21 protein-coding genes and 2 tRNA genes are annotated in these 23,367 nt (G+C 37.3%); 19 read left to right on the top strand and 4 right to left on the bottom strand.

The genetic code is table 11. The features are described from left to right. Positions 1-10 precede the first annotated feature (10 nt). From murF to KP710_RS02495, 12 genes are all read left to right on the top strand, one after another. Positions 11-1,384: a UDP-N-acetylmuramoyl-tripeptide--D-alanyl-D-alanine ligase gene (gene murF / locus KP710_RS02550; protein ID WP_140583657.1), complete on the top strand. Its 1,374-nt coding sequence runs from the start codon at positions 11-13 to the stop codon at positions 1,382-1,384. Beyond that, entirely contained in the window at positions 1,378-2,460 is a 1,083-nt protein-coding gene (gene mraY / locus KP710_RS02545; protein WP_118867835.1) for a phospho-N-acetylmuramoyl-pentapeptide-transferase, read from the top strand. Before murF ends, mraY begins: the two co-directional genes overlap by 7 nt. 124 nt (positions 2,461-2,584) lie before the next feature. Next, a complete protein-coding gene (gene murD / locus KP710_RS02540) occupies positions 2,585-3,901 on the top strand; it encodes a UDP-N-acetylmuramoyl-L-alanine--D-glutamate ligase (protein ID WP_215770899.1) in 1,317 nt (438 codons plus the stop codon). Positions 3,902-3,907: 6 nt separating this feature from the next. Continuing rightward, a complete protein-coding gene (ftsW, locus tag KP710_RS02535; protein ID WP_215770898.1) occupies positions 3,908-5,092 on the top strand; it encodes a putative lipid II flippase FtsW in 1,185 nt (394 codons plus the stop codon). Positions 5,093-5,102: 10 nt separating this feature from the next. After that, positions 5,103-6,158 (top strand): undecaprenyldiphospho-muramoylpentapeptide beta-N-acetylglucosaminyltransferase, encoded by a 1,056-nt coding sequence (gene murG / locus KP710_RS02530; protein WP_215770897.1) that lies wholly within the window; start codon positions 5,103-5,105, stop codon positions 6,156-6,158. 68 nt (positions 6,159-6,226) lie between these two features. After that, the gene (gene murC / locus KP710_RS02525) at positions 6,227-7,654 is read left to right on the top strand and encodes a UDP-N-acetylmuramate--L-alanine ligase (protein ID WP_204714179.1); all 1,428 of its coding nucleotides are present in this window, start codon (positions 6,227-6,229) and stop codon (positions 7,652-7,654) included. 119 nt (positions 7,655-7,773) lie between these two features. Next, complete coding sequence (locus KP710_RS02520) at positions 7,774-8,694, top strand: D-alanine--D-alanine ligase (RefSeq protein WP_215770896.1); 921 nt, start codon at positions 7,774-7,776, stop codon at positions 8,692-8,694. A gap of 1 nt (position 8,695) precedes the next feature. Further along, positions 8,696-9,460, top strand: a complete 765-nt coding sequence (locus KP710_RS02515) for a cell division protein FtsQ/DivIB (RefSeq protein ID WP_215770895.1) — start codon at positions 8,696-8,698, stop codon at positions 9,458-9,460. A gap of 18 nt (positions 9,461-9,478) precedes the next feature. Continuing rightward, the gene (gene ftsA, locus KP710_RS02510) at positions 9,479-10,756 is read left to right on the top strand and encodes a cell division protein FtsA (protein ID WP_215770894.1); all 1,278 of its coding nucleotides are present in this window, start codon (positions 9,479-9,481) and stop codon (positions 10,754-10,756) included. A gap of 83 nt (positions 10,757-10,839) precedes the next feature. Continuing rightward, complete coding sequence (gene ftsZ / locus KP710_RS02505) at positions 10,840-12,099, top strand: cell division protein FtsZ (RefSeq protein ID WP_139990268.1); 1,260 nt, start codon at positions 10,840-10,842, stop codon at positions 12,097-12,099. Between the two features lie 32 nt (positions 12,100-12,131). Continuing rightward, positions 12,132-13,049: a UDP-3-O-acyl-N-acetylglucosamine deacetylase gene (lpxC, locus tag KP710_RS02500; RefSeq protein ID WP_048954116.1), complete on the top strand. Its 918-nt coding sequence runs from the start codon at positions 12,132-12,134 to the stop codon at positions 13,047-13,049. Positions 13,050-13,171: 122 nt separating this feature from the next. Then, positions 13,172-14,329 (top strand): chorismate mutase, encoded by a 1,158-nt coding sequence (locus KP710_RS02495; RefSeq protein ID WP_111407207.1) that lies wholly within the window; start codon positions 13,172-13,174, stop codon positions 14,327-14,329. A gap of 129 nt (positions 14,330-14,458) precedes the next feature. On the opposite strand, the gene KP710_RS02490 is transcribed toward KP710_RS02495, so the two are convergent. Together KP710_RS02490 and rnhA are read right to left on the bottom strand one after the other, a co-directional pair. Continuing rightward, positions 14,459-15,541, bottom strand: a complete 1,083-nt coding sequence (locus tag KP710_RS02490) for a porin (protein WP_215770893.1) — start codon at positions 15,539-15,541, stop codon at positions 14,459-14,461. A gap of 254 nt (positions 15,542-15,795) precedes the next feature. Next, positions 15,796-16,266 (bottom strand): ribonuclease HI, encoded by a 471-nt coding sequence (gene rnhA / locus KP710_RS02485; RefSeq protein ID WP_111407208.1) that lies wholly within the window; start codon positions 16,264-16,266, stop codon positions 15,796-15,798. Between the two features lie 60 nt (positions 16,267-16,326). Between rnhA and dnaQ the strand changes: the two genes are divergently transcribed. The 4 genes from dnaQ (at position 16,327) to der (ending at position 19,293) form a co-directional block, all read left to right on the top strand. Further along, positions 16,327-17,097, top strand: a complete 771-nt coding sequence (gene dnaQ, locus KP710_RS02480) for a DNA polymerase III subunit epsilon (RefSeq protein ID WP_111407209.1) — start codon at positions 16,327-16,329, stop codon at positions 17,095-17,097. Positions 17,098-17,184: 87 nt separating this feature from the next. Further along, positions 17,185-17,261 (top strand) — tRNA-Asp (locus KP710_RS02475). Positions 17,262-17,284: 23 nt separating this feature from the next. Beyond that, positions 17,285-17,361, top strand: a tRNA-Asp gene (locus KP710_RS02470). A 420-nt stretch (positions 17,362-17,781) separates the two neighbouring features. Then, the gene (der, locus tag KP710_RS02465) at positions 17,782-19,293 is read left to right on the top strand and encodes a ribosome biogenesis GTPase Der (RefSeq protein WP_111407210.1); all 1,512 of its coding nucleotides are present in this window, start codon (positions 17,782-17,784) and stop codon (positions 19,291-19,293) included. 55 nt (positions 19,294-19,348) lie between these two features. Here the strand turns inward: der and hpt are convergent, their stop codons facing one another. Both hpt and pmbA read right to left on the bottom strand, forming a co-directional pair. Beyond that, positions 19,349-19,888, bottom strand: a complete 540-nt coding sequence (hpt, locus tag KP710_RS02460) for a hypoxanthine phosphoribosyltransferase (RefSeq protein ID WP_111407211.1) — start codon at positions 19,886-19,888, stop codon at positions 19,349-19,351. A gap of 323 nt (positions 19,889-20,211) precedes the next feature. Next, entirely contained in the window at positions 20,212-21,567 is a 1,356-nt protein-coding gene (gene pmbA, locus KP710_RS02455; RefSeq protein WP_215770892.1) for a metalloprotease PmbA, read from the bottom strand. Positions 21,568-21,655: 88 nt separating this feature from the next. On the opposite strand from pmbA, the gene yjgA reads away from it, so the two are divergent. From yjgA to lptA, 3 genes are all read left to right on the top strand, one after another. Next, positions 21,656-22,192, top strand: a complete 537-nt coding sequence (gene yjgA, locus KP710_RS02450; RefSeq protein ID WP_065264580.1) for a ribosome biogenesis factor YjgA — start codon at positions 21,656-21,658, stop codon at positions 22,190-22,192. Between the two features lie 69 nt (positions 22,193-22,261). Beyond that, positions 22,262-22,864: an LPS export ABC transporter periplasmic protein LptC gene (gene lptC, locus KP710_RS02445; RefSeq protein ID WP_111407213.1), complete on the top strand. Its 603-nt coding sequence runs from the start codon at positions 22,262-22,264 to the stop codon at positions 22,862-22,864. Next, a complete protein-coding gene (lptA, locus tag KP710_RS02440) occupies positions 22,848-23,366 on the top strand; it encodes a lipopolysaccharide transport periplasmic protein LptA (RefSeq protein WP_048954107.1) in 519 nt (172 codons plus the stop codon). Before lptC ends, lptA begins: the two co-directional genes overlap by 17 nt. The last annotated feature ends 1 nt before the right edge of the window (position 23,367 follow it).

The raw sequence follows: 23,367 nt of genomic DNA, 5'->3' as shown, positions 1-23,367 counted from the left end.
CAATTAAATTATGATTAAACTCTCTACTGAACAGCTAGCACAGATTCTTCAAGCTAAATTAATTGGCGATAAAAATGTGCAAGTTGAAGAAATTAATACAGATACTCGAAAAAGTGTATCAAATAGTTTATTTTTTGCTTTGAAGGGCGAAAAGTTTGATGCCCACCAATATCTTGAACAAGCGGTAGCACAAGGTGCGGTAGCTGTTGTTGTTCAGCAAGAAAATTTTTCCATTTCTGTTCCACAATTTGTGGTTAAAGATACTCGTATTGCCTTGGGTGAACTTGCAAAATGGTTACGCGAGAAAATTAATCCGCGTACTGTCGCGATGACAGGGTCTTCTGGTAAAACCACGGTAAAAGAAATGACGGCAAGTATTTTGCAACATACTGCGGGTGATTCTGACGCGGTACTTTTTACCAATGGCAATTTTAATAACGATATTGGTGTTCCTTTAACCCTTCTTCGCTTAACAGAAAAACATCGTTTCGCAGTGATCGAACTTGGTGCCAATCATCAAGGTGAAATTGATTACACCACAAAATTAGCTCAACCTGATGCAGCATTGATTAATAATATTGCTCCCGCGCATTTAGAAGGCTTTGGTTCTTTAGAGGGCGTAGCACAAGCTAAAGGTGAAATTTATCGTGGTTTAACATCGAATGGTGTGGCGATTATTAACGCAGAACATAATCATTTAAATGTTTGGCAAAAAGAAATTGGTGAACATGAAATTCAATATTTCAACGGTAAAGATTATTCTGCAAAAAATATTCATCATACTGATCAAGGTTCTACTTTTACACTTATTTCCCCACAAGGTGAAATTGAGATTAACTTGCCTTACCTTGGTGCGCATAATGTAAAAAATGCCTTGGCAGCTACCGCACTTGCGATGAATGTTGGTGCCACTCTTACAGATGTAAAAGCTGGATTAGAACAACGTTCTCAAGTGAAAGGGCGTTTATTCCCGATTCAAGTAATGACTAATTTAGTGTTATTAGATGATACTTATAATGCGAATAAGGATTCTCTCTGTGCTGCCATTGATGTTTTAAAAAGTTATGATGCTTTCCGTATTTTGTGTGTTGGTGATATGAAAGAGTTAGGCGAAAACTCTCTCGCTATCCACCATGAAGTAGGACAACATGTCAACTCGGCAAATTTAGATTTAGTTTGTTCTTATGGCAACGAAAGTGCGGTTATTTCTGAGGCTGTTTCGGGTAAGCATTTTACTGATAAGGTGGAAATGGTTGATTTTCTTGTACCATTGATTGAAACCCAATTACAACAAAATAACAAAGTCGTGGTGCTAGGAAAAGGCTCTCGCTCAATGAAAATGGAAGATGTGATCTATTCATTAAAGGATAAAATTAAATGTTAGTTTGGCTTGCTGAATATCTTGTTCGTTATGAAACCGCTTTTAATGCGATTTCTTATATTACCGTCCGTGCAATTCTTGCATTATTAACCGCACTTTTTATCTCACTTTGGATTGGCCCAAAAGTGATCAAACGTTTACAGATCTTAAAATTTGGTCAAGAAGTGCGAAATGATGGTCCTGAAAGTCACTTTGCTAAAAAAGGCACACCTACTATGGGCGGTGTGATGATTTTATTCTCTATTGGCGTAAGTACGTTATTATGGGCAAATCTCGCAAATCCTTATATTTGGGTTTGCTTATTTGTATTATTTGGATATGGTGCAATTGGTTTTGTGGATGATTTCCGTAAAATTACCCGTAAAAATACAGATGGTTTGATTGCTCGTTGGAAATATTTCTGGATGTCTATTGTGGCATTAGTGGCAATCCTTTGGCTTTATTGGCTTGGACATGATACTGATGCAACCCGTTTAGTGATTCCATTCTTTAAAGACATTATGCCTCAATTAGGTTTGTTCTATATTGTGTTGTCTTACTTTGTGATTGTTGGAACGGGTAATGCGGTGAATTTAACAGATGGTTTGGATGGATTGGCGATTATGCCAACAGCGCTTGTTGCAGGCGCATTTGCATTAATTGCATGGGCAACAGGTAACGTGAATTTCGCAGAATACTTACACATCCCATACATTAAATATAGTTCTGAGGTGGTTGTATTTTGTACCGCCATCGTTGGTGCAGGGTTAGGATTCTTATGGTTCAATACTTATCCCGCACAAGTCTTTATGGGCGATGTAGGTTCCCTTGCGTTAGGCGGAGCACTTGGTGTCGTGGCGATTCTAGTTCGTCAGGAATTTTTGCTTGTGATAATGGGCGGGGTATTTGTTGTTGAAGCGCTCTCTGTTATTTTGCAAGTAGGGTCTTATAAGTTACGCAAACAACGCATTTTTAGAATGGCACCGATTCACCACCATTTTGAATTGAAGGGATGGCCAGAGCCAAGAGTGATTATTCGGTTTTGGATTATTTCCTTAATGTTAGTGTTGATGGGATTGGTTACCTTGAAGTTGCGTTAATGAATATAGCTAGGCTCGCTCTTTCAGTTTTTGAAAGGGCGACCTTTTTTACGTTAGTAAAGGAAATTTATATTTCCATCAATAATATAATTTTTAAAATTTATAGCAATTAAGAAGAAAGAAAATGAACGCCTATCAAAACAAAAATATTACTATCATCGGGCTTGGTAAAACAGGTCTTTCTTGCGTGGATTATCTCTTATCCCAACAGGCTAATATTCGTGTGATTGATACCCGAAAAAATCCTACTGGTGTTGATAAACTTCCTCAAAATATCCCTCTTCATACTGGTAGTTTAAATCAGGAATGGTTACTTGAAAGCGATATGATTGTTATCAGCCCAGGGCTTGCGGTAAAAACACCTGAAATTCAAACCGCACTTAAAGCTGGCGTAGAAGTAATCGGTGATATTGAATTATTCTGCCGCGCGGCGACGAAGCCAATTGTGGGGATTACCGGTTCAAATGGAAAAAGTACTGCTACTACTTTAGTTTATGAAATGGCGAAAGCTGCTGGCATGAAAGTTGGTATGGGGGGCAATATTGGAATTCCCGCTTTGTCATTATTGAATGAAGATTGCGAACTTTATGTATTAGAGCTGTCTAGTTTTCAACTTGAAACAACTTACAGCTTAAAAGCTGCGGCTGCAACTGTCTTGAACGTGACTGAAGATCATATGGATCGCTATGTGGATTTAGAAGATTATCGTCAAGCAAAATTACGCATTTATCATAATGCTGAGGTCGGCGTTTTGAATAATGAGGATAAGCTGACTTTTGGTGAAGGTGAAAATCAAGCGAAACAAAACGTTTCTTTTGCGGAAAATACAGCAGATTATTGGCTAAAAACGGAAAACGGCAAGCAATACTTAATGGCAAAAGATGAAGTAATTTTACCTTGTGAAGACGCAACATTAGTCGGACGCCATAATTATATGAATATTTTGGCGGCAACGGCATTGGCACAAGCTGTCGGTATTAATTTAGATTCAATTCGTACCGCACTTCGTCATTTCAAAGGGTTAGATCATCGTTTTCAATTAGCACATCAAGCTAATGGCATTCGTTGGATTAATGACTCTAAAGCAACAAATGTGGGGAGTACAGTTGCCGCATTAGCAGGCCTTTATGTTGAAGGCAAATTGCACTTATTGTTAGGTGGTGATGGAAAAGGGGCTGATTTTTCAGAATTAGCTGAATTAATTAATCAATCACATATTATTTGTTATTGTTTTGGTCGAGATGGTGCACAACTCGCTAAGCTTTCATCGCAAAGTTATTTGTTCGATACAATGGAGCAAGCGATAGAATTTTTACGCCCAACATTGCAAAGCGGAGATATGGTATTATTGTCGCCAGCTTGTGCAAGCCTCGATCAGTTTGCCTCTTTTGAAAAGCGCGGTGAAGAATTTACTCGTTTGGCTCAACTTAATAACGTATAGAATAAGATGGAATTATTACAAAAGTTCAAAAAAAGTTACGATGAGTGGACTCGTATTACCCCGCAAGGACTATTATATGATCGTGCTCTATTCTGGCTATTTGTAATTTTGCTTTTGATTGGTCTTATTGCGGTGACATCTGCTTCCATTCCTTATAGCTCACGACTATTTAATGATCCGTTTTACTTTGCCAAACGTGATGCACTCTATGTCTGCTTATCTTTAGCAACTTGCTACAGTATGTTGTATTTACCTTCTGAAAGGTTAGAAAGATGGCATGCAAAAATTTTCTGGGTTGCGGTAGCATTGCTCGTAGCTGTGTTATTTATTGGCACTTCGGTAAACGGTGCTAAACGTTGGATTTCTTTAGGTATTTTGAATTTCCAGCCAGCAGAATTTGCAAAATTAGCTCTAACTTGTTTTTTAGCAAGCTATTTTACTCGTCGTTATGATGAAGTACGTGGTCGCAAATTTAGTGCGGTGAAGCCATTTATTGTTATGGGCGTAATGGGGATGTTCCTATTGGTTCAGCCAGATATGGGAAGTACCGTGGTGCTCTTTGTAATAACTTTCTGTATGCTATTTATTGTTGGCGCACACTTTTTTCAATTTATTTTATTAGTAGCTACAGGGGTTTTACTAGGCGCATGGTTGATTATTTCAGCATCTTATCGTTTGAAACGATTTACAGGTTTTTTAGATCCTTTTAAAGATCCATACGGTACGGGTTTCCAATTAACCAATTCTCTTATGGCATTTGGTCGAGGTGAGATTACTGGTGAGGGGTTAGGTAATTCAATTCAAAAACTAGATTATTTACCCGAAGCGCATACAGACTTTATCATGGCGATTATTGGCGAAGAGTTTGGCTTGATTGGTATTATTATTGTTGTCACTTTATTGGGATTACTTATATTTCGTGCATTGAAAATTGGTAAAGAGTCTTTGATATTAGAGCAACGTTTTCGAGGTTTTTTTGCATTAGGAATTGGCTTTTGGATTTTTTTCCAAGGATTTGTCAATTTAGGTATGGCTCTTGGCATGTTACCAACTAAAGGTTTAACTTTCCCTCTTGTCAGCTATGGTGGCTCTAGTATTATTATTATGTCAGCAACGATTGGTATTTTATTACGTATAGATCATGAAAATCGCCTACTCCGAGCTGGCCAAGCACGTTTGCGTGATGATTAGAGACATAAAGATGAAAAATAAAAAATTATTAGTAATGGCCGGTGGGACTGGCGGACATGTTTTTCCAGCAATAGCTGTCGCACAAACTTTACAGAAACAAGGATGGGATATTTGTTGGTTAGGTACAAAAGATAGGATGGAAGCCCAGCTTGTACCCAAGTACGGTATTCCAATTTATTTTATTCAAATTTCAGGATTGCGTGGTAAAGGCTTAAAAGCCTTACTTACTGCACCTTTTGCTATTTTACGCGCAATTCTACAAGCAAAAAAAATTATTCAACATGAGAAACCTGATGCCGTGCTTGGCATGGGAGGGTATGTGTCAGGTCCTGGTGGTATTGCCGCGAAGCTTTGTGGTGTACCAGTTATTTTGCATGAGCAAAATGCGATAGCGGGATTAACGAATAAGTGGTTAGCTAAAATTGCGAAGCGTGTATTGCAGGCTTTTCCAACGGCTTTTCCAAATGCAGAGGTTGTTGGGAATCCTGTTAGACAAGATTTATTTCAGATGTCTAATCCTGAAATTCGTTTTTCTGAACGTGGAGATAAATTACGTGTTTTAGTTGTAGGGGGAAGCCAAGGGGCGAGGGTATTGAATCATACGTTACCAAAAGTTTTCTCTAAACTCGAGAATAAATTAGATATTCGCCATCAAGTAGGGAAAGGTGCAGTAGATGAAGTGAAAGCGCTTTATGCAGAAAATGCTCATCGAGTTAAAATAACAGAGTTTATTGATGATATGGCAGAAGCTTATTCTTGGGCGGATGTGGTGATTTGTCGTTCAGGTGCATTAACGGTTTGCGAAATTGCCGCAGTTGGTGCAGCAGCCATTTTTGTACCTTTCCAACATAAAGATCGCCAGCAATATTTGAATGCTAGATATTTGGCTGATGTTGGTGCCGCAAAAATTGTGGAGCAAGTTGATTTAACGCCTGATATTTTGGTGAACTATTTAAAAAATTTCTCACGTGAAAATTTATTGCAAATGGCAATCAAAGCAAAAGAAATGGCAACACCATTATCAGCGCAACGAGTTGCAGATGTAATCATTGAAAATTCAAAGTAATAACAAAAATATTGTGAGTTTTTAACCGCACTTTAGTATTTTGCCAATAGGTCAAAAAGGAAATATAAATGAAACATTCCCACGAAGAAATTAGAAAAATTATTCCTGAAATGCGCCGTGTACAACAAATCCATTTTATTGGTATTGGTGGTGCGGGAATGAGTGGTATCGCTGAGATTTTATTAAATGAGGGCTATCAAATCTCTGGTTCAGATATTGCCGATGGCGTTGTTACTCAACGTTTAGTGCAGGCTGGGGCGCAAATTTATATTGGTCATGCCGCAGAGAATATAGAAGGCGCAAGCGTTGTTGTTGTGTCAAGTGCGATTCATGAAGATAATCCTGAGCTTATTGCTGCTAAGGAGAAACGTATCCCAGTTATTCAACGCGCACAAATGCTAGCTGAAATTATGCGTTTTCGTCATGGTATTGCTGTTGCAGGAACACACGGGAAGACGACTACTACTGCTATGATTTCCATGATTTATACCCAGGCAAAACTTGATCCAACCTTTGTAAATGGAGGATTGGTAAAATCTGCGGGTAAAAATGCGCATCTTGGTGCGAGTCGCTATTTAATTGCGGAGGCGGATGAAAGTGATGCTTCATTTTTACATTTGCAACCTATGGTTTCAGTGGTGACTAATATGGAACCCGATCATATGGATACGTATGAAGGCGATTTTGAGAAAATGAAAGCCACCTATGTGAAGTTTCTACATAATTTACCATTCTATGGTTTAGCCGTGATGTGTGCAGATGATCCTGTATTAATGGAACTTGTGCCAAAAGTTGGTCGTCAAGTAATTACCTATGGATTCAGTGAGCATGCGGATTATCGCATTGAAGATTATGAACAGACTGGTTTCCAAGGGCATTATGTAGTGATTTGTCCAAATGGTGAACGTATCAATGTATTATTAAATGTGCCAGGTAAACATAATGCCTTAAATGCAACGGCAGCATTGGCGGTAGCGAAAGAAGAAGGTATTGATAATGAAGCTATCTTAGAAGCATTAGCCGATTTCCAAGGGGCTGGCCGCCGATTCGATCAATTAGGTGAATTTATTCGCCCTAATGGAAAAGTACGTTTAGTAGATGATTATGGCCATCACCCAACAGAAGTTGGTGTAACCATTAAAGCTGCACGAGAAGGATGGGGCGATAAACGAATTGTGATGATTTTCCAACCTCATCGTTATTCTCGTACTCGAGATTTATTTGATGATTTCGTTCAGGTACTTTCTCAAGTTGATGCGTTAATTATGCTTGATGTTTATGCAGCAGGGGAAGCCGCAATTGTCGGTGCGGATAGTAAATCACTTTGCCGTTCTATTCGTAATTTGGGAAAAGTTGATCCAATTTTAGTTTCTGATACATCACAATTAGGCGATGTGCTTGATCAAATTATTCAAGACGGTGATTTAATTCTAGCGCAAGGTGCGGGAAGTGTGAGTAAAATTTCTCGTGGTTTGGCTGAATCTTGGAAAAATTAATATAGGCTCTTGGTTATTTATAATCATCCTCTGTTGAGGAACAGCTATATTTCCCATGAAATAGAATAGAAAGAAATCTAGGATATATTTTCCCTAGGTAATGACGAACAGGATAAAAAATGAACTTAAAAAAAGAAAAAATTGCCGTATTACTAGGCGGTACATCTGCTGAGCGTGAAGTGTCTCTTCAATCGGGGAAAGCCGTATTAGAAACTTTGTTGAATCAGGGGTATAACGCTCATCCAATAGATCCCAAAGAATACCCTGTTGCAAATCTTAAAAATGATGGTTTTGAGCGAGTATTTAATATTTTACACGGTCGTGGTGGTGAAGATGGCACAATGCAAGGTTTATTAGAGCAAATTGGTTTGCCTTATACTGGTTGTGGCGTGATGGCTTCTGCGTTGACGATGGATAAAATGCGTACAAAAATGCTATGGAAGGCGTTTGGATTACCTGTCGCTGAAATGGAAGTGGTTACGCGTGAAACTTTTAATAATCTTAATTCTGAAGAGGTTGTGGCAAGACTGGGCTTACCATTAATGGTAAAACCGTCTTTAGAAGGATCTAGTGTGGGATTAACAAAAGTGAAAACCGTAGAAGCCCTAAAAAGTGCGGTAGAATTTGCCCTTAAATTTGATAATACAATTTTAATTGAAGAGTGGCTTGCTGGAGATGAGTTAACTGTACCGGTATTAGATGGAAAGGTTTTACCTGCTATTCATATTGTACCTGAAGGTGAGTTTTATGATTATCAGGCAAAATACATTTCAGATAATACACAATATTTTTGTCCTGCAGGCTTAACGCCTGAACGTGAACAAGAATTAGCGTTATTAGTGAAACGTGCTTATGATGCAGTAGGTTGTCGTGGTTGGAGCCGTATTGATGTCATGTGTGATTCACAAGACAATTTCCGTTTAGTGGAAGTGAATACAAACCCTGGTATGACTAGTCATAGTTTATTTCCTAAATCAGCTGCGACAGTCGGGATTTCTTTTGAGCAACTTGTCGTGAAAATTTTGGAGTTAAGTGCATAATATGAACATTCTGAAAGGGAATACACCACAGAATATTCGTTTTGGCGAAAAAAAGTCCAAGTATTATTTTCACATCTGGGCTTTCTTTGCTTTGTTAGGCGCTTTGCTTGTGTTTAGCGTATATATTAATTGGCAAACACTTTTAGAAAAAATGGATGACAAACCCATGGGGGCATTTGCACTTATGGGGCAGAAAACATTTACGACAGATGCAGATATAAAAGAAAGCCTATTAAAAATGGGATCATTAAAAGGCTTTTGGGGACAGGATGTTGAGCCTATTCAGGCTCAAATAGAAGCTTTGCCTTGGGTTAAGAATGCAGTTGTTCGGAAAATATGGCCAAATCGTTTAAGCATTTGGGTAACTGAATATCAGCCTGTAGCATTTTGGAATCATAACCAGTTAGTTACACAAGATGGTGTTGTATTTCAGCTTCCTTTTGAAAGGTTGAATAAGCAAACGTTACCTTATTTAGGAGGGCCAGATTATCAAAGCTTAAAAGTTTTGGAGGCATGGAATCAAATTTATGCTGATTTTAAAGCCAAGAATTTAATGGCAAAAGGCATGACAATTGATGAGCGTGGTGCATGGCAGGTTACGCTTGATAATGATATTGTGTTAAGATTAGGCAGAGGTGAGTGGAAATCGAAACTGGAGCGCTTTGTAACGATTTATCCACAAATTGATGTACCAGAAAATAAAAAAATAGATTATGTAGATTTACGATATACGGCAGGTGCTGCTGTAGGTATGGCAGATAAATAAAAATAACTAGGTGTAAAAATGGTTAAAGGTGTGGAAGCAAAAACGATTGTAGGATTAGAAGTTGGCACGTCAAAAGTTGTCGCAGTTGTTGGGGAAGTTTTCCCTGATGGTGTGGTAAATGTTCTTGGGATGGGAAGTTGCCCATCAAAAGGTATTGATCGTGGCAGTATTACTGATCTTGATGCTGTCGTCAATTCGATTCAACGTGCGATTGAAGGCGCTGAATCCATGGCAGACTGCCAAATTATGAGTGTGACTTTAGCAATTACAGGTGAGCATATTCAAAGCTTAAATGAAAGCGGCTTTGTACCTATTTCTGATCGCGAAGTAACACAAGATGAAATTGATGCGGCACTTCACACTGCAAGTTCGATTAAATTGCCAGAAGGATTATCTTTATTACATATTATTCCACAAGAATATGCAGTAGATCGTCAATTTAATATCAAGAATCCTCTTGGTTTACAAGGTGTTCGATTAAAAGCTCAAGTGCACTTAATTGCTTGCCATCAAGATTGGCAAAATAACTTAAAAAAAGCTGTTGAACGTTGTGGTTTACAGGTTGATAAAGTTGTATTTTCTGGTTTTGCTGCTACCCATTCAGTATTAACTGAAGATGAAAAAGATTTAGGGGTATGCTTAATTGACTTTGGCGCAGGTACAATGAATGTGATGGTTTATACTAATGGTGCTTTGCGTTTTAGTAAGGTAATTCCTTATGCTGGGAATATTGTGACAAATGATATTGCACACGCTTGTACCATTTCACGTGCAGAAGCTGAGCGTGTTAAAGTTAATTATGCAAGTGCATTTTATCCAGCACGTTTACATGGCGATAAAAAAATTGAAGTGGCAAGTATTGGTGGTCGAGCACCTCGTTCTTTAACTAAAAGTGATTTATCCTTAATTACATCTGCGCGTTATACTGAACTTTTAGGTGTAGTAAAAGATGAATTAGATAAATTAAAGAAAGAATTAGAAGCAAAACATATTAAATTTGAATTAATTGCAGGTGTTGTGATTACCGGTGGTAGCGCACAAATTGAAGATTTAAAAGAATGTGCTTCAGATGTATTTAATTGCCAAGTACGTATTGGTAGCCCATTAAATATTACTGGTTTAACGGATTATGTGAGTCGTCCACAATATTCTACAGTAGTAGGATTATTACAATATAATCAAAGCAATAGTGATGATGATTTAATTTCGGGTAGTGATGATTCAGAGAGTGGTGTTTGGCAGCCAATTTGGCAAGGAATTAAAAAAATTGTCAATAAAGTGCGGTCAGAATTTTGATTATTTTGATTTTTCATCTACAATAAAGAGAATTTAGGTTTTATATATTGGGTCAGTTTGTCTGATCATAACGGAGAACATCAATGCTATACCCTGAGTACCCTGAGTACGACAATTTTAACGAGTCCGGTGCACTGATTAAAGTCGTAGGTGTGGGAGGCGGTGGCGGTAATGCCGTCAACCATATGGTTATGAATATGGTGAAACAAGAAATGGGTGGTACCTACTTAGGGGAAAGCACATTAACATCGGAAGAGCATGGCCGCATTATTTTCTATGCAGTAAATACTGATGCACAAGCTCTACGTAAAAGCCATGTTCAACAAACTGTACAAATTGGTGGAGAGACGACTAAAGGTTTAGGTGCAGGGGCAAATCCAAATATTGGCCGTAAAGCAGCGGAAGATGATCAAGAAGAAATCCGTAAAATGCTTGAAGGTGCTGATATGGTCTTTATTGCAGCTGGTATGGGGGGCGGTACAGGTACGGGTGCTGCGCCTGTTGTAGCGAGAATTGCAAAAGAATTAGGTATTTTAACTGTAGCGGTTGTTACTAAGCCGTTTGCTTTTGAAGGCAAAAAACGTATGCAATTTGCTGAATTGGGTATTAAAGATTTAGCGCAATATGTTGATTCAATGATTATTATCCCAAATCAACAAATTCAAAAAGTTCTCCCTAAAAACGCTAAATTAATTGATGCATTTGCTGCAGCAAACGATGTATTACGTAATTCTGTAATGGGTATTTCAGATATGATTACCTCACCAGGTTTAATCAACGTAGATTTTGCTGATGTAAGAACTGTTATGTCAGAAATGGGACAAGCAATGATTGGCTTTGGTTCTGCTGTTGGTTCTGCGGGTGAAGGGCGTGCTGAAGAAGCCGCTCGTATTGCCGTACGTAATGATTTATTAGAGAAAATCGATCTTTCAAATGCAAAAGGTATTTTGGTGAATATCACTGCGGGTATGGATCTTTCTTTCGAAGAATTTAATATTGTCGGTGAAACGGTGGGTAGTTTTGCTTCTGAAGATGCTACTGTCGTGATTGGTACCAGCTTAGTGCCTGAAATGACGGACGAAATCCGAGTGACTATTGTTGCAACAGGATTGGGAGATATCTCAGTTAATGAGCCAATTCAAGTTGTTCGCCCCGTACGCCAGCCACAAGATGTAAGTATTGTGCCAGATATTCGTCGTCCGGAACCGGTTGAAGAAACTAAAACAGTAGAAGAGGAATATCATCGTCCGCTTGATAAACCTATTACAGATCGTTTAGATATGTTTAAAAACAATGCTTTCTTTAACCCTGCAGCACAACGTGATGAAAATTCATCAAATTGATGTAGTATTGCCTGAAATTAAGGGTAAATAATATGATTAAACAAAGAACATTAAAACAAAGCATTAAGGTCACTGGTGTAGGCTTGCATAGTGGCAAAAAGGTAACATTAACTTTACGTCCTGCAATGCCAAATACAGGGGTTGTATATTACCGTACAGATTTAAATCCAGCTGTGGCATTTCCTGCTGATCCTAATTCTGTGCGTGATACTATGCTTTGTACTGCCTTAATAAATGAGCAAGGTGTGCGTATTTCAACAGTTGAGCATTTAAATGCTGCACTAGCAGGCCTTGGTATTGATAATATTATTATTGAAGTCGATGCTCCAGAAATTCCTATTATGGATGGTAGTGCAAGCCCATTTATTTATTTGTTACTGGATGCGGGTATTGAAGAACAAAACGCAGCGAAGAAATTTATTCGTATTAAAGAATATGTACGTGTAGAAGACGGTGATAAGTGGGCTGAGTTTAAGCCTTATAATGGTTTCCGCTTAAATTTCACTATTGATTTTGATCATCCTGCGATTGGTAAAAACGTGCGTAATTATGACATGGAATTTTCGGCTCAAGCATTTGTTCATCAAATAAGCCGAGCAAGAACCTTTGGTTTTATGAAAGATATTGAATATCTTCAATCTCAAGGTTTGGCATTAGGCGGTAGCCTTGATAATGCTATCGTGTTAGATGATTATCGTATTCTTAACGAGGATGGATTACGTTTCAAAGATGAATTAGTACGCCATAAAATGTTAGATGCGATCGGCGATCTTTACATGGCAGGCTATAATATCATTGGTGATTTCAAAGCTTATAAATCAGGACATGGTTTGAATAATAAATTGCTTCGCGCCGTTTTAGCTAATCAAGAAGCATGGGAATTTGTCACCTTTGAAGATAAAGCTCAAGTACCGCAAGGGTATGTAGCGCCTGTTCAAGTATTGATTTAATTCTTTTTTTGTTGAAAAAGCTATATTTCTGATAAGAAGTATAGCTTTTTTATTTAGTACGTATTTTAATTGTAAAGCGCAAAAGCGCGGTTAATTTCGGGAAGATTTTATAGGAAAACATTATGGCATTAGAATTATCAGAAATTCGGCAACAAATTACACAAATTGATCGTAGTTTGTTGAAGTTGCTGTCAGAACGTCATCGCTTAGCTTTTGATGTTGTAAGAAGCAAAGAAGTCACTCAAAAGGCTTTACGAGATGTTGAGCGTGAACAAGCGCTTTTGCAAGAATTGATTCAATTTGCTGAAAATGAGAACTATCAACTTGAGGCTCAATATATCACATCAATTTTTCAAAAAATCATTGAAGATTCAGTATTAACGCAGCAAGTTTACCTACAAAATAAATTAAATGAACAGCGTAGCCAAAATTTACATATTGCATTTTTAGGGAAACGTGGATCTTATTCTAATCTTGCGGCAAGGAATTATGCGGCACGTTACCAAAAACAATTTATTGAATTAGGCTGTCAATCTTTTGAGCAAGTATTTGAAAAAGTACAAAATGGTGAGGCTGATTTTGGTATCCTTCCTTTAGAAAATACTACTTCGGGTGCGATTAATGAAGTTTATGATTTACTTCAACATACAGAGCTTTCATTGGTGGGAGAGTTGGCTTATCCAATTAAACATTGCGTATTAGTCAATGATATGACAGATTTAAGCCAAATTGATACCTTATATAGCCATCCTCAAGTTATTCAACAATGTAGCCAATTTATTCATAGTCTTGAACGTGTTCATATTGAATATTGCGAAAGTAGTTCCCATGCTATGCAATTAGTTTCAAGTTTGAATAAACCTAATATCGCGGCATTGGGTAATGAAGACGGTGGAAAATTATATGGTTTGAATGTTCTGAAAACGAATATTGCTAATCAAGAAAATAATATTACACGTTTTATTGTGGTTGCTAAAACACCTCGAGAGGTTTCTTCTCAGATCCCAACAAAAACCTTATTGTTGATGACGACTTCACAACAGGTGGGATCATTAGTCGATGCCTTATTGGTATTTAAAAAACACCACATTAATATGACAAAATTAGAATCTCGTCCAATCTATGGTAAACCATGGGAAGAAATGTTCTATTTAGAAATTGAGGCGAATATTCATCATCCCGATACGCAACAAGCCTTAGAAGAGCTGAAAAATTATAGTAATTATTTAAAGATTTTAGGGTGCTATCCGAGCGAAATTGTTAAGCCTGTGAACATATAAGAAAAAGTGCGGTAATAAAATGCTATTTTTATTACCGTACTTCGTTATGACTAGATTTTGTTTACATGTAATAAGTAAAAAGGCGAATCATTTGATTCGCCTTTTATACAGTAGTCTTTAATCAACTAATTAGAAGTATACACGGATACCTACGCCAATAGCTTTATCTTTAACTTTGCTATCGTCTACGTATTTACCATCTTCGTCATAAGATTTAGTAACTTGATATTTACCTTCTAAGTAGGTTACTACTTGTTTATGAAGTTTATAGTCAATACCTAGTAAGAAACCGTGTTGTTTATCTTTAGAACTATCCGTGCCTTTAATTTGTTCATATTTATAGTTACCATATACTTTACTTAAGTCAGTAATTTGATATTGGAAACCTGGTGATACAAAGAAACGAGTTTCTTTTTTATCGGTATCTTTAAATTTGGTTTTTGCGTAACCACCATCCACAGAAAGAGTTACACCATTGAACTCATAACCTAAGCTAGCAACAACGCCATCTCTATGTTCTTTAGTTTCTGTATTGCCAGTTTTGTAATTTGTTCTACCAAACGCAGTTTTAGCAATTATGCCATCTTTTTCATATAAAGCACCAAATTGGTTTGAGTTTTGAACAGAACCTTCAAGTACTTCATTATTATCTTTGCGTTGTTCTGCAAATTGGTAACCAACCCCTAATTGTAAACCTTCAATACCATAGTAGTCGTAACGAACAACAGATTTTCCTTCTTTTGATACGTAATCACCTTGTTCAATTAGACCGTATGTTTTGTCTTCTGCTGTCACTACGTCATCAACAATAGTTACTTGACGACCAAAAGTTACTTGACCAAATTCTTTGTGGCCTAAACCAACATAAGCACGTTTCGTAGTTAAATTACCAAAACCATCGTTGTCTTTCTTTTTAAGACCTTTTTCATCACCATCAAAACGTACTTCAGTACGTGCTAATGCGTAATAGCCATCACCTAAATCATGACGTGCTTTAATTTCAAAACGAGAACCATCATTTTTCAATCCTGAATGAGTATGACGTTTTAAGTTCCCTGATTTATTAATACCATCTTGGTTAGATTTTTCTAAGTTGATACGTAAAGAACCGTTTAATTCAACTTTAGTACCTTCATTATTATAGATTACTGTCGCGTTCGCCGCTGAAGCTACAAATGCACCAATGATTAATGCTGCAAGTGTTTTTTTCATAATTTGTATTCCTTATGGTTGTTTTACTATCTATGATTGAACTTTTTCCTTATATGGCAGTCCAACCGCCTAAATAGACGCGCAAATCATTGCAAATTCCATTTTTTGTGTCAATCACTCCTATAGGCTTAATTTCCAAAAATCTGATCAGGATCACATTTTTCATCTATTTTTGTTTATTTTGTGTTCAGGTGAATGCTTTCGTAATCGTTTGCTTAAGTAAAGTGGTATAAAAATACATTGAAGCTGTGTATTTATATTGAGGTTTCAAAATATCCTTCATCTTCTAATATTGGGTTTTCAGCCCCTTTTTTGGCTAATTCATCACAGATTTCATTTTCACGATGTCCCGCATGGCCTTTTACCCATTGCCAATTGATTCGATGATGTTGAATGGCTTCGTTCAGCGCTTGCCATAAGTCTTGATTTTTTACAGGTTTGCCTTGACTTGATTTCCAATTATTTTTTTTCCAATTGAAAATCCATTTCGTGATCCCGTTTTTCATATATTGGCTATCACTGTAAAGTGTGATTTGGCAGGGCTCTTTTAAAATATTCAGTGCTTCAATGACAGCACGAAGTTCCATACGATTATTTGTAGTTTTGAAGTAGCCTTTGGAAATGGTTTTTTCATGTTGCTTATAGCGTAAGACAATGCCAATTCCTCCCGGTCCAGGATTGCCCAAGCAGGAGCCGTCAGTAAAAATTTCAATCTGTTTTTGCATAACAAAAGGGTTGTTGTGTAAAATGACCCTCATTTTAAAGGAAAGAAATAGGTTGAACAAATGGTTAATCCAAATCGTCAAATTGTACTGGATACCGAGACAACGGGGATGAATCAGTTAGGGGCGCATTATGAAGGACATTGTATTATTGAAATTGGTGCGGTAGAAATGATTAATCGTCGTTATACTGGCAATAATTTTCACTTTTATATTAAGCCTGATCGTCCTGTTGATCCTGAAGCAATTAAAGTTCATGGCATTACAGATGAAATGTTGGCAGATAAACCCTCATTTAATGAGATTGCACAGCCATTTTTGGATTATATTAAAGGCGCAGAATTATTGATTCATAATGCGCCCTTTGATGTGGGGTTTATGGATTATGAGTTTCGTAAGTTGAATCTTAATGTGAAAACTGATGAAATTTGCTTAGTCACAGATACGCTACAGATGGCGCGTCAAATGTATCCAGGCAAGCGTAATAGCTTAGATGCACTTTGTGACCGTTTGAATATTGATAATAGTAAACGTACGCTACACGGGGCGTTGCTAGATGCTGAAATTTTAGCTGATGTTTATTTGGCAATGACAGGCGGTCAAACCAGTTTGTTTGATGAAAATGATGTGAATGAATCACATTTTATTCGAACCATGTCAGGTAATAAAGATTCAGCTTTACGAAGTGCGGTGAATGTTTCGCATAATTTGAAAGTATTACAACCGAGTGAAGATGAATTATTGGCGCATTTAGAATTTATTAAAATGATTAATAAAAAAAGCGGTGATAATTGTTTATGGGATAAACGTTTAGACAAAGAGGGTATTCACTAATCGTTTAGGATTTAATCATACAATAAAAAAATTATAAAAAAAGATTGACGAGATTTATGTTCGTCATTATGATACGCACCACTTAGCGGAGTGGTAGTTCAGCTGGTTAGAATACCTGCCTGTCACGCAGGGGGTCGCGGGTTCGAGTCCCGTCCATTCCGCCAATTTAAAATTAATATCTTATCTCGGAGTGGTAGTTCAGCTGGTTAGAATACCTGCCTGTCACGCAGGGGGTCGCGGGTTCGAGTCCCGTCCATTCCGCCAATTAAGATAAATAAAGATAGCACCTAAGGGTGCTTTTTTTGTATGTGAAATTTGCTTCATCCTTGACAAAAATAAAGTAAACTTTTAAGATTTGAAGAACTAGGGATCTGTCACTCCCTAGTATGTCGTGTTATTAGTAAGCCGGTAAACTCACTAATAATAGTAGTACGACAAGGATAATGAGTTTAATCATTTTCTTATCCTCTTCAAACGTTGCGAAAAAGCGCAACACTCGCTTTCAAGCTGAATCCTTGAAAGCGAGATTATTATAACGTATAAGTTATATATAAATAAACAGTGTTTAGAAAGCCATAGGATTGTATCCTGTGGCTTTTTCTTTTCCTTGTTGAAATCATTTTTTACCAATCCTTTAACTTCCGATATAATGGCCGTCATTTTTGACAAAATAAGAGATTTTTTATGGCAACTCCAGTTGTGGCCCTTGTTGGTCGCCCGAATGTGGGAAAATCCACATTATTTAATCGCCTTACTCGTACAAGAGATGCGTTAGTCGCTGATTTTCCTGGTCTAACTCGTGATAGAAAATACGGCCATGCTCATATTGCTGGCTATGAGTTTATTGTTATTGATACTGGCGGTATTGATGGAACAGAAGAGGGCGTAGAAGAAAAAATGGCGGAGCAATCTTTGCTTGCTATTGATGAAGCCGATATTGTTCTTTTCCTTGTGGATGCTAGAGCGGGTTTAACTGCAGCTGATATTGGTATTGCTAATTACTTACGTCAACGTCAAAACAAAACGACGATTGTGGTGGCAAATAAAACCGATGGTATTGATGCGGATTCTCATTGTGCTGAATTTTATCAATTAGGCTTAGGGGAAATTGAGCAAATCGCTGCTTCACAAGGTCGTGGTGTCACTCAGTTAATGGAACAAGTTCTTGCGCCTTTTGCGGAACAAATGGAAAACTCCGATGAAAATGACCGTACTTCTGAGGAAGAACAAGACGAATGGGAACAAGAATTCGATTTTGATTCAGAAGAAGATACAGCCTTACTTGATGAGGCGTTAGAGGAATCGGAAGAAGAGCAAGATAAAAATATTAAGATTGCCATTGTTGGCCGCCCAAATGTGGGTAAATCCACCTTAACCAATCGTATTTTAGGTGAAGATCGTGTGGTGGTTTACGATATGCCGGGCACGACACGCGACAGTATTTATATTCCAATGGAGCGTGATGGGCAGCAATATACGTTGATTGATACGGCTGGTGTGCGTAAACGCGGTAAGGTGCATTTAGCTGTGGAAAAATTCTCCGTGATTAAAACCTTGCAAGCGATTCAAGATGCTAATGTTGTATTACTGACTATTGATGCGAGAGAGAACATTTCTGATCAGGATTTATCTTTACTCGGCTTTATTTTAAATTCAGGTCGTTCTTTAGTGATCGTCGTGAATAAATGGGATGGTTTAGATCAAGATGTGAAAGACCGCGTTAAATCTGAACTTGACCGTCGTTTAGATTTTATTGATTTTGCTCGTGTGCATTTTATTTCCGCATTGCATGGTAGTGGTGTGGGTAATCTTTTTGATTCGATTAAAGAAGCCTATGCTTGTGCGACTCAGAAAATGACGACCTCGCTTTTAACTCGTATTTTGCAAATGGCAACCGATGAGCACCAACCTCCGATGATTGGCGGTCGTCGAATTAAATTAAAATATGCCCATCCGGGTGGTTATAATCCGCCGATTATCGTGGTTCACGGTAACCAAATGGATAAATTACCCGATTCTTATAAACGTTATTTATCTAATTATTATCGTAAGAGTTTGAAAATTATTGGCTCACCAATTCGTCTTCTTTTCCAAGAAGGTTCGAACCCATTTGCAGGGCGTAAAAATAAACTTACTCCAAACCAATTGCGTAAGCGTAAACGTTTGATGAAGTTTATTAAGAAAGCGAAACGTTAAAAACAAGTGCGGTCAAAATTCATTATAAATTTTGACCGCACTTGTTTGATGAGCATTACTCTTCTAAAACCACTTTGCCAATATAGCCTAAATTACGGTGATGTTGTGCATAATCGATACCATATCCCACCACAAATTCATCTGGAATTTCAAAACCTATCCATTCTACCGGCACCTCAACCTCGCGACGAGAGGGTTTATCAAGCAAGGTACAGATAGCAAGACTTGCAGGATCACGTAAATTCAAAATATCACGTACTTTTTCAAGCGTGTAACCCGTGTCAATAATATCTTCTATGATTAATACGTGTTTACCTTTAATATCGCCATCAAGATCTTTTGTGATACGCACATCATGATTTGTTGTCATCCCTGTTCCATAACTGGAAGTAGTCATAAACTCAATTTCTACAGGTAAATGAATGTGGCGTACAATATCAGCCATAAACATAAATGAGCCACGTAAAAGTCCGATAACAACAAGGTTATTGACTTGTTTTTCTTGATAATGTTTTGTTATTTCGGCCCCAAGCTCTGCAATACGAGAGTGAACATCGCTTTCTGCAATTAAAACATCAACATGGTGTTTTTTCATAAAATGTCCTTGTGAATTTAAAAGGAATGTAATCGTTTGCCATTCTACAAAAAAATTGATCGTTATGCCATGTGTATCAGAATTTCTCGCTGAGTGTTATTCCATATTTCAATATAAATAACTTGAATTCTTTTAAGATAGATTTAGAGATGGAAGATGAAATATAAAAAAGGCTGAAGATTAATCTTCAGCCTTTTGAACCCTAACGAATTTACTTTCTACTCTACCTGTTGGAGCAACCTGCAATCGCTTAACAGATGGCAGGTATCTTATCAGAATTTTAATTTCTGTCAATAAGAATAATTATCAATATTAAATATTTTTTAATTTCCAGAAATTTTCATCTTTTCTAATAAAATTGAGCCGGTTTGTATGTTTGAACGATGTTCTATATCATCTGATACAGCAACAATGTTTTTCAACATATCTTGTAATTGACCTGCAATTGTAATTTCAGCGACAGGGTACTGAATTTCACCGTTTTCAACCCAGAATCCTGATGCGCCTCGAGAATAATCACCAGTCACAAGGTTTACTCCTTGTCCCATAACATCCGTTACTAATAGACCTCTATCCATTTTACGTAAGAGTGCGGTTAATCCTCCCGTTAAATTTGGTTGAATAAGCCAATTGTGAATCCCGCCTGCATGACCTGTGCTTGGCATTCCGAGTTTTTTTCCACTGTAACTGGTCAATAAATAGGTTTGTAATATACCATTCTCAACAATTTCACGATTTTGTGTGCGGACTCCTTCGCTATCAAAAGGCGTTGAAGCAAGTGCACGTAATAAATGGGGGCGTTCGCTGATATTAAACCATTCAGGTAAGACGGATGTTCCTAGTCTATCAAGTAAAAAACTTGATTTTCGGTATAAACTACCGCCACTTATTGATGCCGCTAAATGCGAAATAATACTAGTTGCAACATCATTTAAAAAAATGACGGGTACTTCACATGTATTAAGCTTTTGTGGGTTTAGGCGTGAAACTACTTTTCTCGCGCAAGTTTCACCGACCCAAGTCGGTGATTGAAGTCGATCAAACTCACGGGAAATTGTATATTCGTAGTCATTTTCTAATGCACCTTCTACGCCCCCAATGACTGAGCAAGATAATGAATAGCGACTAGATAAATAGCTTTGTAACATACCGTAGGTATTACCATATACTTTTACACCTGTGTGAGAATTAAAGCTTGCACCATTGCTATTTACGATTCGTTTATCTGCTTCAAGAGCAGATTTTTCTGTACGGAGAGCAAGTTCTGTTGCTTTTTCTACATCAATATTAGCAGGATGGTAAAGTGCTAAGTCAGGCGCATCAAAGGCCATTAATTGCTCATCAGCAAGTCCTGTACAATCATCGGGTGATGTATATTTTGCGATAGAAAGTGCCGCTTCTACAGTATTTTTAATGGCATTTTCACTTAAATCAGAGGTAGAAGCATTACCTTTTTGTTGTCCTAAATAAACGGAAATACCTAGTGCTCCATCATTGGTAAATTCCACATTTTCAATATCTTGCAATCGTGTTAAAACAGATAAGCCGCTTACTTTGGTTACAGCCACCTCTGCACTGGCTCCAGCTTTTTGGGCTAATTCAACTGCAAAACTAACAGCGTGACGTAATCCTTGCTCCTGCGCTTTTAAAAGTGCGGTTTGATTTTCGGGTGCTTTCATTGTTTTTTCCTGTTAAAAATTTGCAACATTTTATCTTATTTTCAAAGTTTATGGTAAAATGCGCCCCAATTTTTATAAAGGACAAAAAATGGCGAAACGTAAGAAAAAAGAAGCTTTTGATTGGGGAGATGAGGCGCAAGAAGAAATTATTTGGGTAAGTAAAAGTGAAATTAAGCGAGATGCGGAAGATTTAAAGCAACTTGGCGAAAAAATTGTGAATTTAACCAAAGCAAATTTAGCTAAAATTCCCCTTGATGAATCTTTGCTTGATGCCATTGAGCTTGCTCAGCGTTTACAAAAAGAGGCGCGCCGTCGTCAGTTACAATATATTGGAAAATTATTTCGTGGTATTGATATTGCCCCAATTCGTGAAGCGTTAGATAAAATCGAAAATAAGCATAATCAGCAGCAAGCGATGTTACATAAAATTGAAAAAATTCGTGATGAGTTGATCGAAAATGGTGATATAGCATTGACGAATTTATTAAATAATTATCCAGAAGCTGATCGCCAGAAATTACGTAATTTGATTCGTTCTGCACAGAAAGAGCGGGAACAAAATAAACCTTCGAAAGCATATCGAGATATTTATCAAATGCTGAAATCATTGATGCTGGAAGATTAGCTTTGTGAGACTCAAGCAAGTGCTATCAACGTTTTTAACCGCACTTATCCAGATAATAAAGTAGAAAAAATGAATATTCGTTGGAATGTAATTTTAAGTATTATTGCTTTTTGTTTACTAGGTTGGTTTTATTCACTGAATCGGGATGCACCTGATTTATCAAATTTGGTGAAAAAGCCAGATAGCCCCGATTATATTGGCAATAAAATGGAAACAACAGTGTTTTCACCAGAAGGGAAAAAACAATATGTTTCTCTTGCGGATAATGTGAAACATTATACTGTAGATGGACATACTGATTTTGAGATGCCATTAGTCTATTTATTCGATGTTAATTCATCTAATACTAGTCAAGCAAAGGATGTTGCTCATGCTTTGGTATCACAGAGTTGGAAATTGAGTGCTAAAAAAGCCAAGCTCACAAAAGATGAAATGCTGTATTTAGAGGGAGATGTTGTGGCGGAAAGTTTGGAACCAACTTCTCATTTGCAGCGTGTAGAAACTCAGATGGCAATTGTCAATTTGAAAACACAGGATATGACATCAGACTCAATGGTCAAGATTAATGGACAAAATTTTAGTTCAACAGGATTAAAAATGGTTGGCAATTTACGTCAACAAGTTGCTACTTTAAAAGAACAGGTGAAAACATATTATGAAGTTCGTAAATAATAAAATATTTTTACTCACAACGTTAATGATGACATCCATATCGGCTTTTGCGCTTAAAGATGATACAAATCAACCGATTAATATCGTTTCGGATAATCAAGCGTTGGATATGGAAAAGAGTGTAGTGACTTTTACGGATAATGTTGTGATAACTCAAGGGTCGATTTTAATTAAAGCAAGCAAGGTTGTGATTACACGTCCACCAGAAAACTCAGGTAAAAAAGAAACTGTTGATGCTTTTGGTAGCCCTGTTACATTTCATCAATTACTTGACGATGGGAAACCGGTTGATGGAAAGGCTAACAAGGTGCACTATGATCTTGGTACGGAGTTTTTAACATTGACAGGCAATGCTGAGTTGAAACAATTAGATAGCAAAATTAATGGTGAACTTATCACTTATGATGTGAAGAAACAGCAACTTAGAGCAAATGGCGGTGCGAAATCACGAGTGACTACAGTGTTAATTCCGTCTCAATTACAAAAAGCGAAAGGGAAGTAAT

This window comes from Haemophilus sp. SZY H35 (genome assembly GCF_018829705.1).
GTDB classification, from domain to species: Bacteria; Pseudomonadota; Gammaproteobacteria; order Enterobacterales; family Pasteurellaceae; genus Haemophilus; species Haemophilus haemolyticus_K.
The sequence above is the reverse complement of the archived record's forward strand: the minus strand, read 5'-3'. Positions and strand labels throughout refer to the sequence as shown.

Bases quoted from the DNA above. Each gene is read 5' to 3' on its own strand.
- KP710_RS02490 (WP_215770893.1), bottom strand. From the start codon at position 15,541: ATGAAAAAAACACTTGCAGCATTAATCATTGGTGCATTTGTAGCTTCA.
- KP710_RS02495 (WP_111407207.1), top strand. From the start codon at position 13,172: ATGGCATTAGAATTATCAGAAATTCGGCAACAAATTACACAAATTGAT.
- der (WP_111407210.1), top strand. From the start codon at position 17,782: ATGGCAACTCCAGTTGTGGCCCTTGTTGGTCGCCCGAATGTGGGAAAA.
- murG (WP_215770897.1), top strand. From the start codon at position 5,103: ATGAAAAATAAAAAATTATTAGTAATGGCCGGTGGGACTGGCGGACAT.
- lptA (WP_048954107.1), top strand. From the start codon at position 22,848: ATGAAGTTCGTAAATAATAAAATATTTTTACTCACAACGTTAATGATG.
- murD (WP_215770899.1), top strand. From the start codon at position 2,585: ATGAACGCCTATCAAAACAAAAATATTACTATCATCGGGCTTGGTAAA.
- mraY (WP_118867835.1), top strand. From the start codon at position 1,378: ATGTTAGTTTGGCTTGCTGAATATCTTGTTCGTTATGAAACCGCTTTT.
- murF (WP_140583657.1), top strand. From the start codon at position 11: ATGATTAAACTCTCTACTGAACAGCTAGCACAGATTCTTCAAGCTAAA.
- yjgA (WP_065264580.1), top strand. From the start codon at position 21,656: ATGGCGAAACGTAAGAAAAAAGAAGCTTTTGATTGGGGAGATGAGGCG.
- ftsW (WP_215770898.1), top strand. From the start codon at position 3,908: ATGGAATTATTACAAAAGTTCAAAAAAAGTTACGATGAGTGGACTCGT.
- KP710_RS02520 (WP_215770896.1), top strand. From the start codon at position 7,774: ATGAACTTAAAAAAAGAAAAAATTGCCGTATTACTAGGCGGTACATCT.
- rnhA (WP_111407208.1), bottom strand. From the start codon at position 16,266: ATGCAAAAACAGATTGAAATTTTTACTGACGGCTCCTGCTTGGGCAAT.
- KP710_RS02515 (WP_215770895.1), top strand. From the start codon at position 8,696: ATGAACATTCTGAAAGGGAATACACCACAGAATATTCGTTTTGGCGAA.
- ftsA (WP_215770894.1), top strand. From the start codon at position 9,479: ATGGTTAAAGGTGTGGAAGCAAAAACGATTGTAGGATTAGAAGTTGGC.
- pmbA (WP_215770892.1), bottom strand. From the start codon at position 21,567: ATGAAAGCACCCGAAAATCAAACCGCACTTTTAAAAGCGCAGGAGCAA.
- lptC (WP_111407213.1), top strand. From the start codon at position 22,262: ATGAATATTCGTTGGAATGTAATTTTAAGTATTATTGCTTTTTGTTTA.
- hpt (WP_111407211.1), bottom strand. From the start codon at position 19,888: ATGAAAAAACACCATGTTGATGTTTTAATTGCAGAAAGCGATGTTCAC.
- murC (WP_204714179.1), top strand. From the start codon at position 6,227: ATGAAACATTCCCACGAAGAAATTAGAAAAATTATTCCTGAAATGCGC.
- lpxC (WP_048954116.1), top strand. From the start codon at position 12,132: ATGATTAAACAAAGAACATTAAAACAAAGCATTAAGGTCACTGGTGTA.
- dnaQ (WP_111407209.1), top strand. From the start codon at position 16,327: ATGGTTAATCCAAATCGTCAAATTGTACTGGATACCGAGACAACGGGG.
- ftsZ (WP_139990268.1), top strand. From the start codon at position 10,840: ATGCTATACCCTGAGTACCCTGAGTACGACAATTTTAACGAGTCCGGT.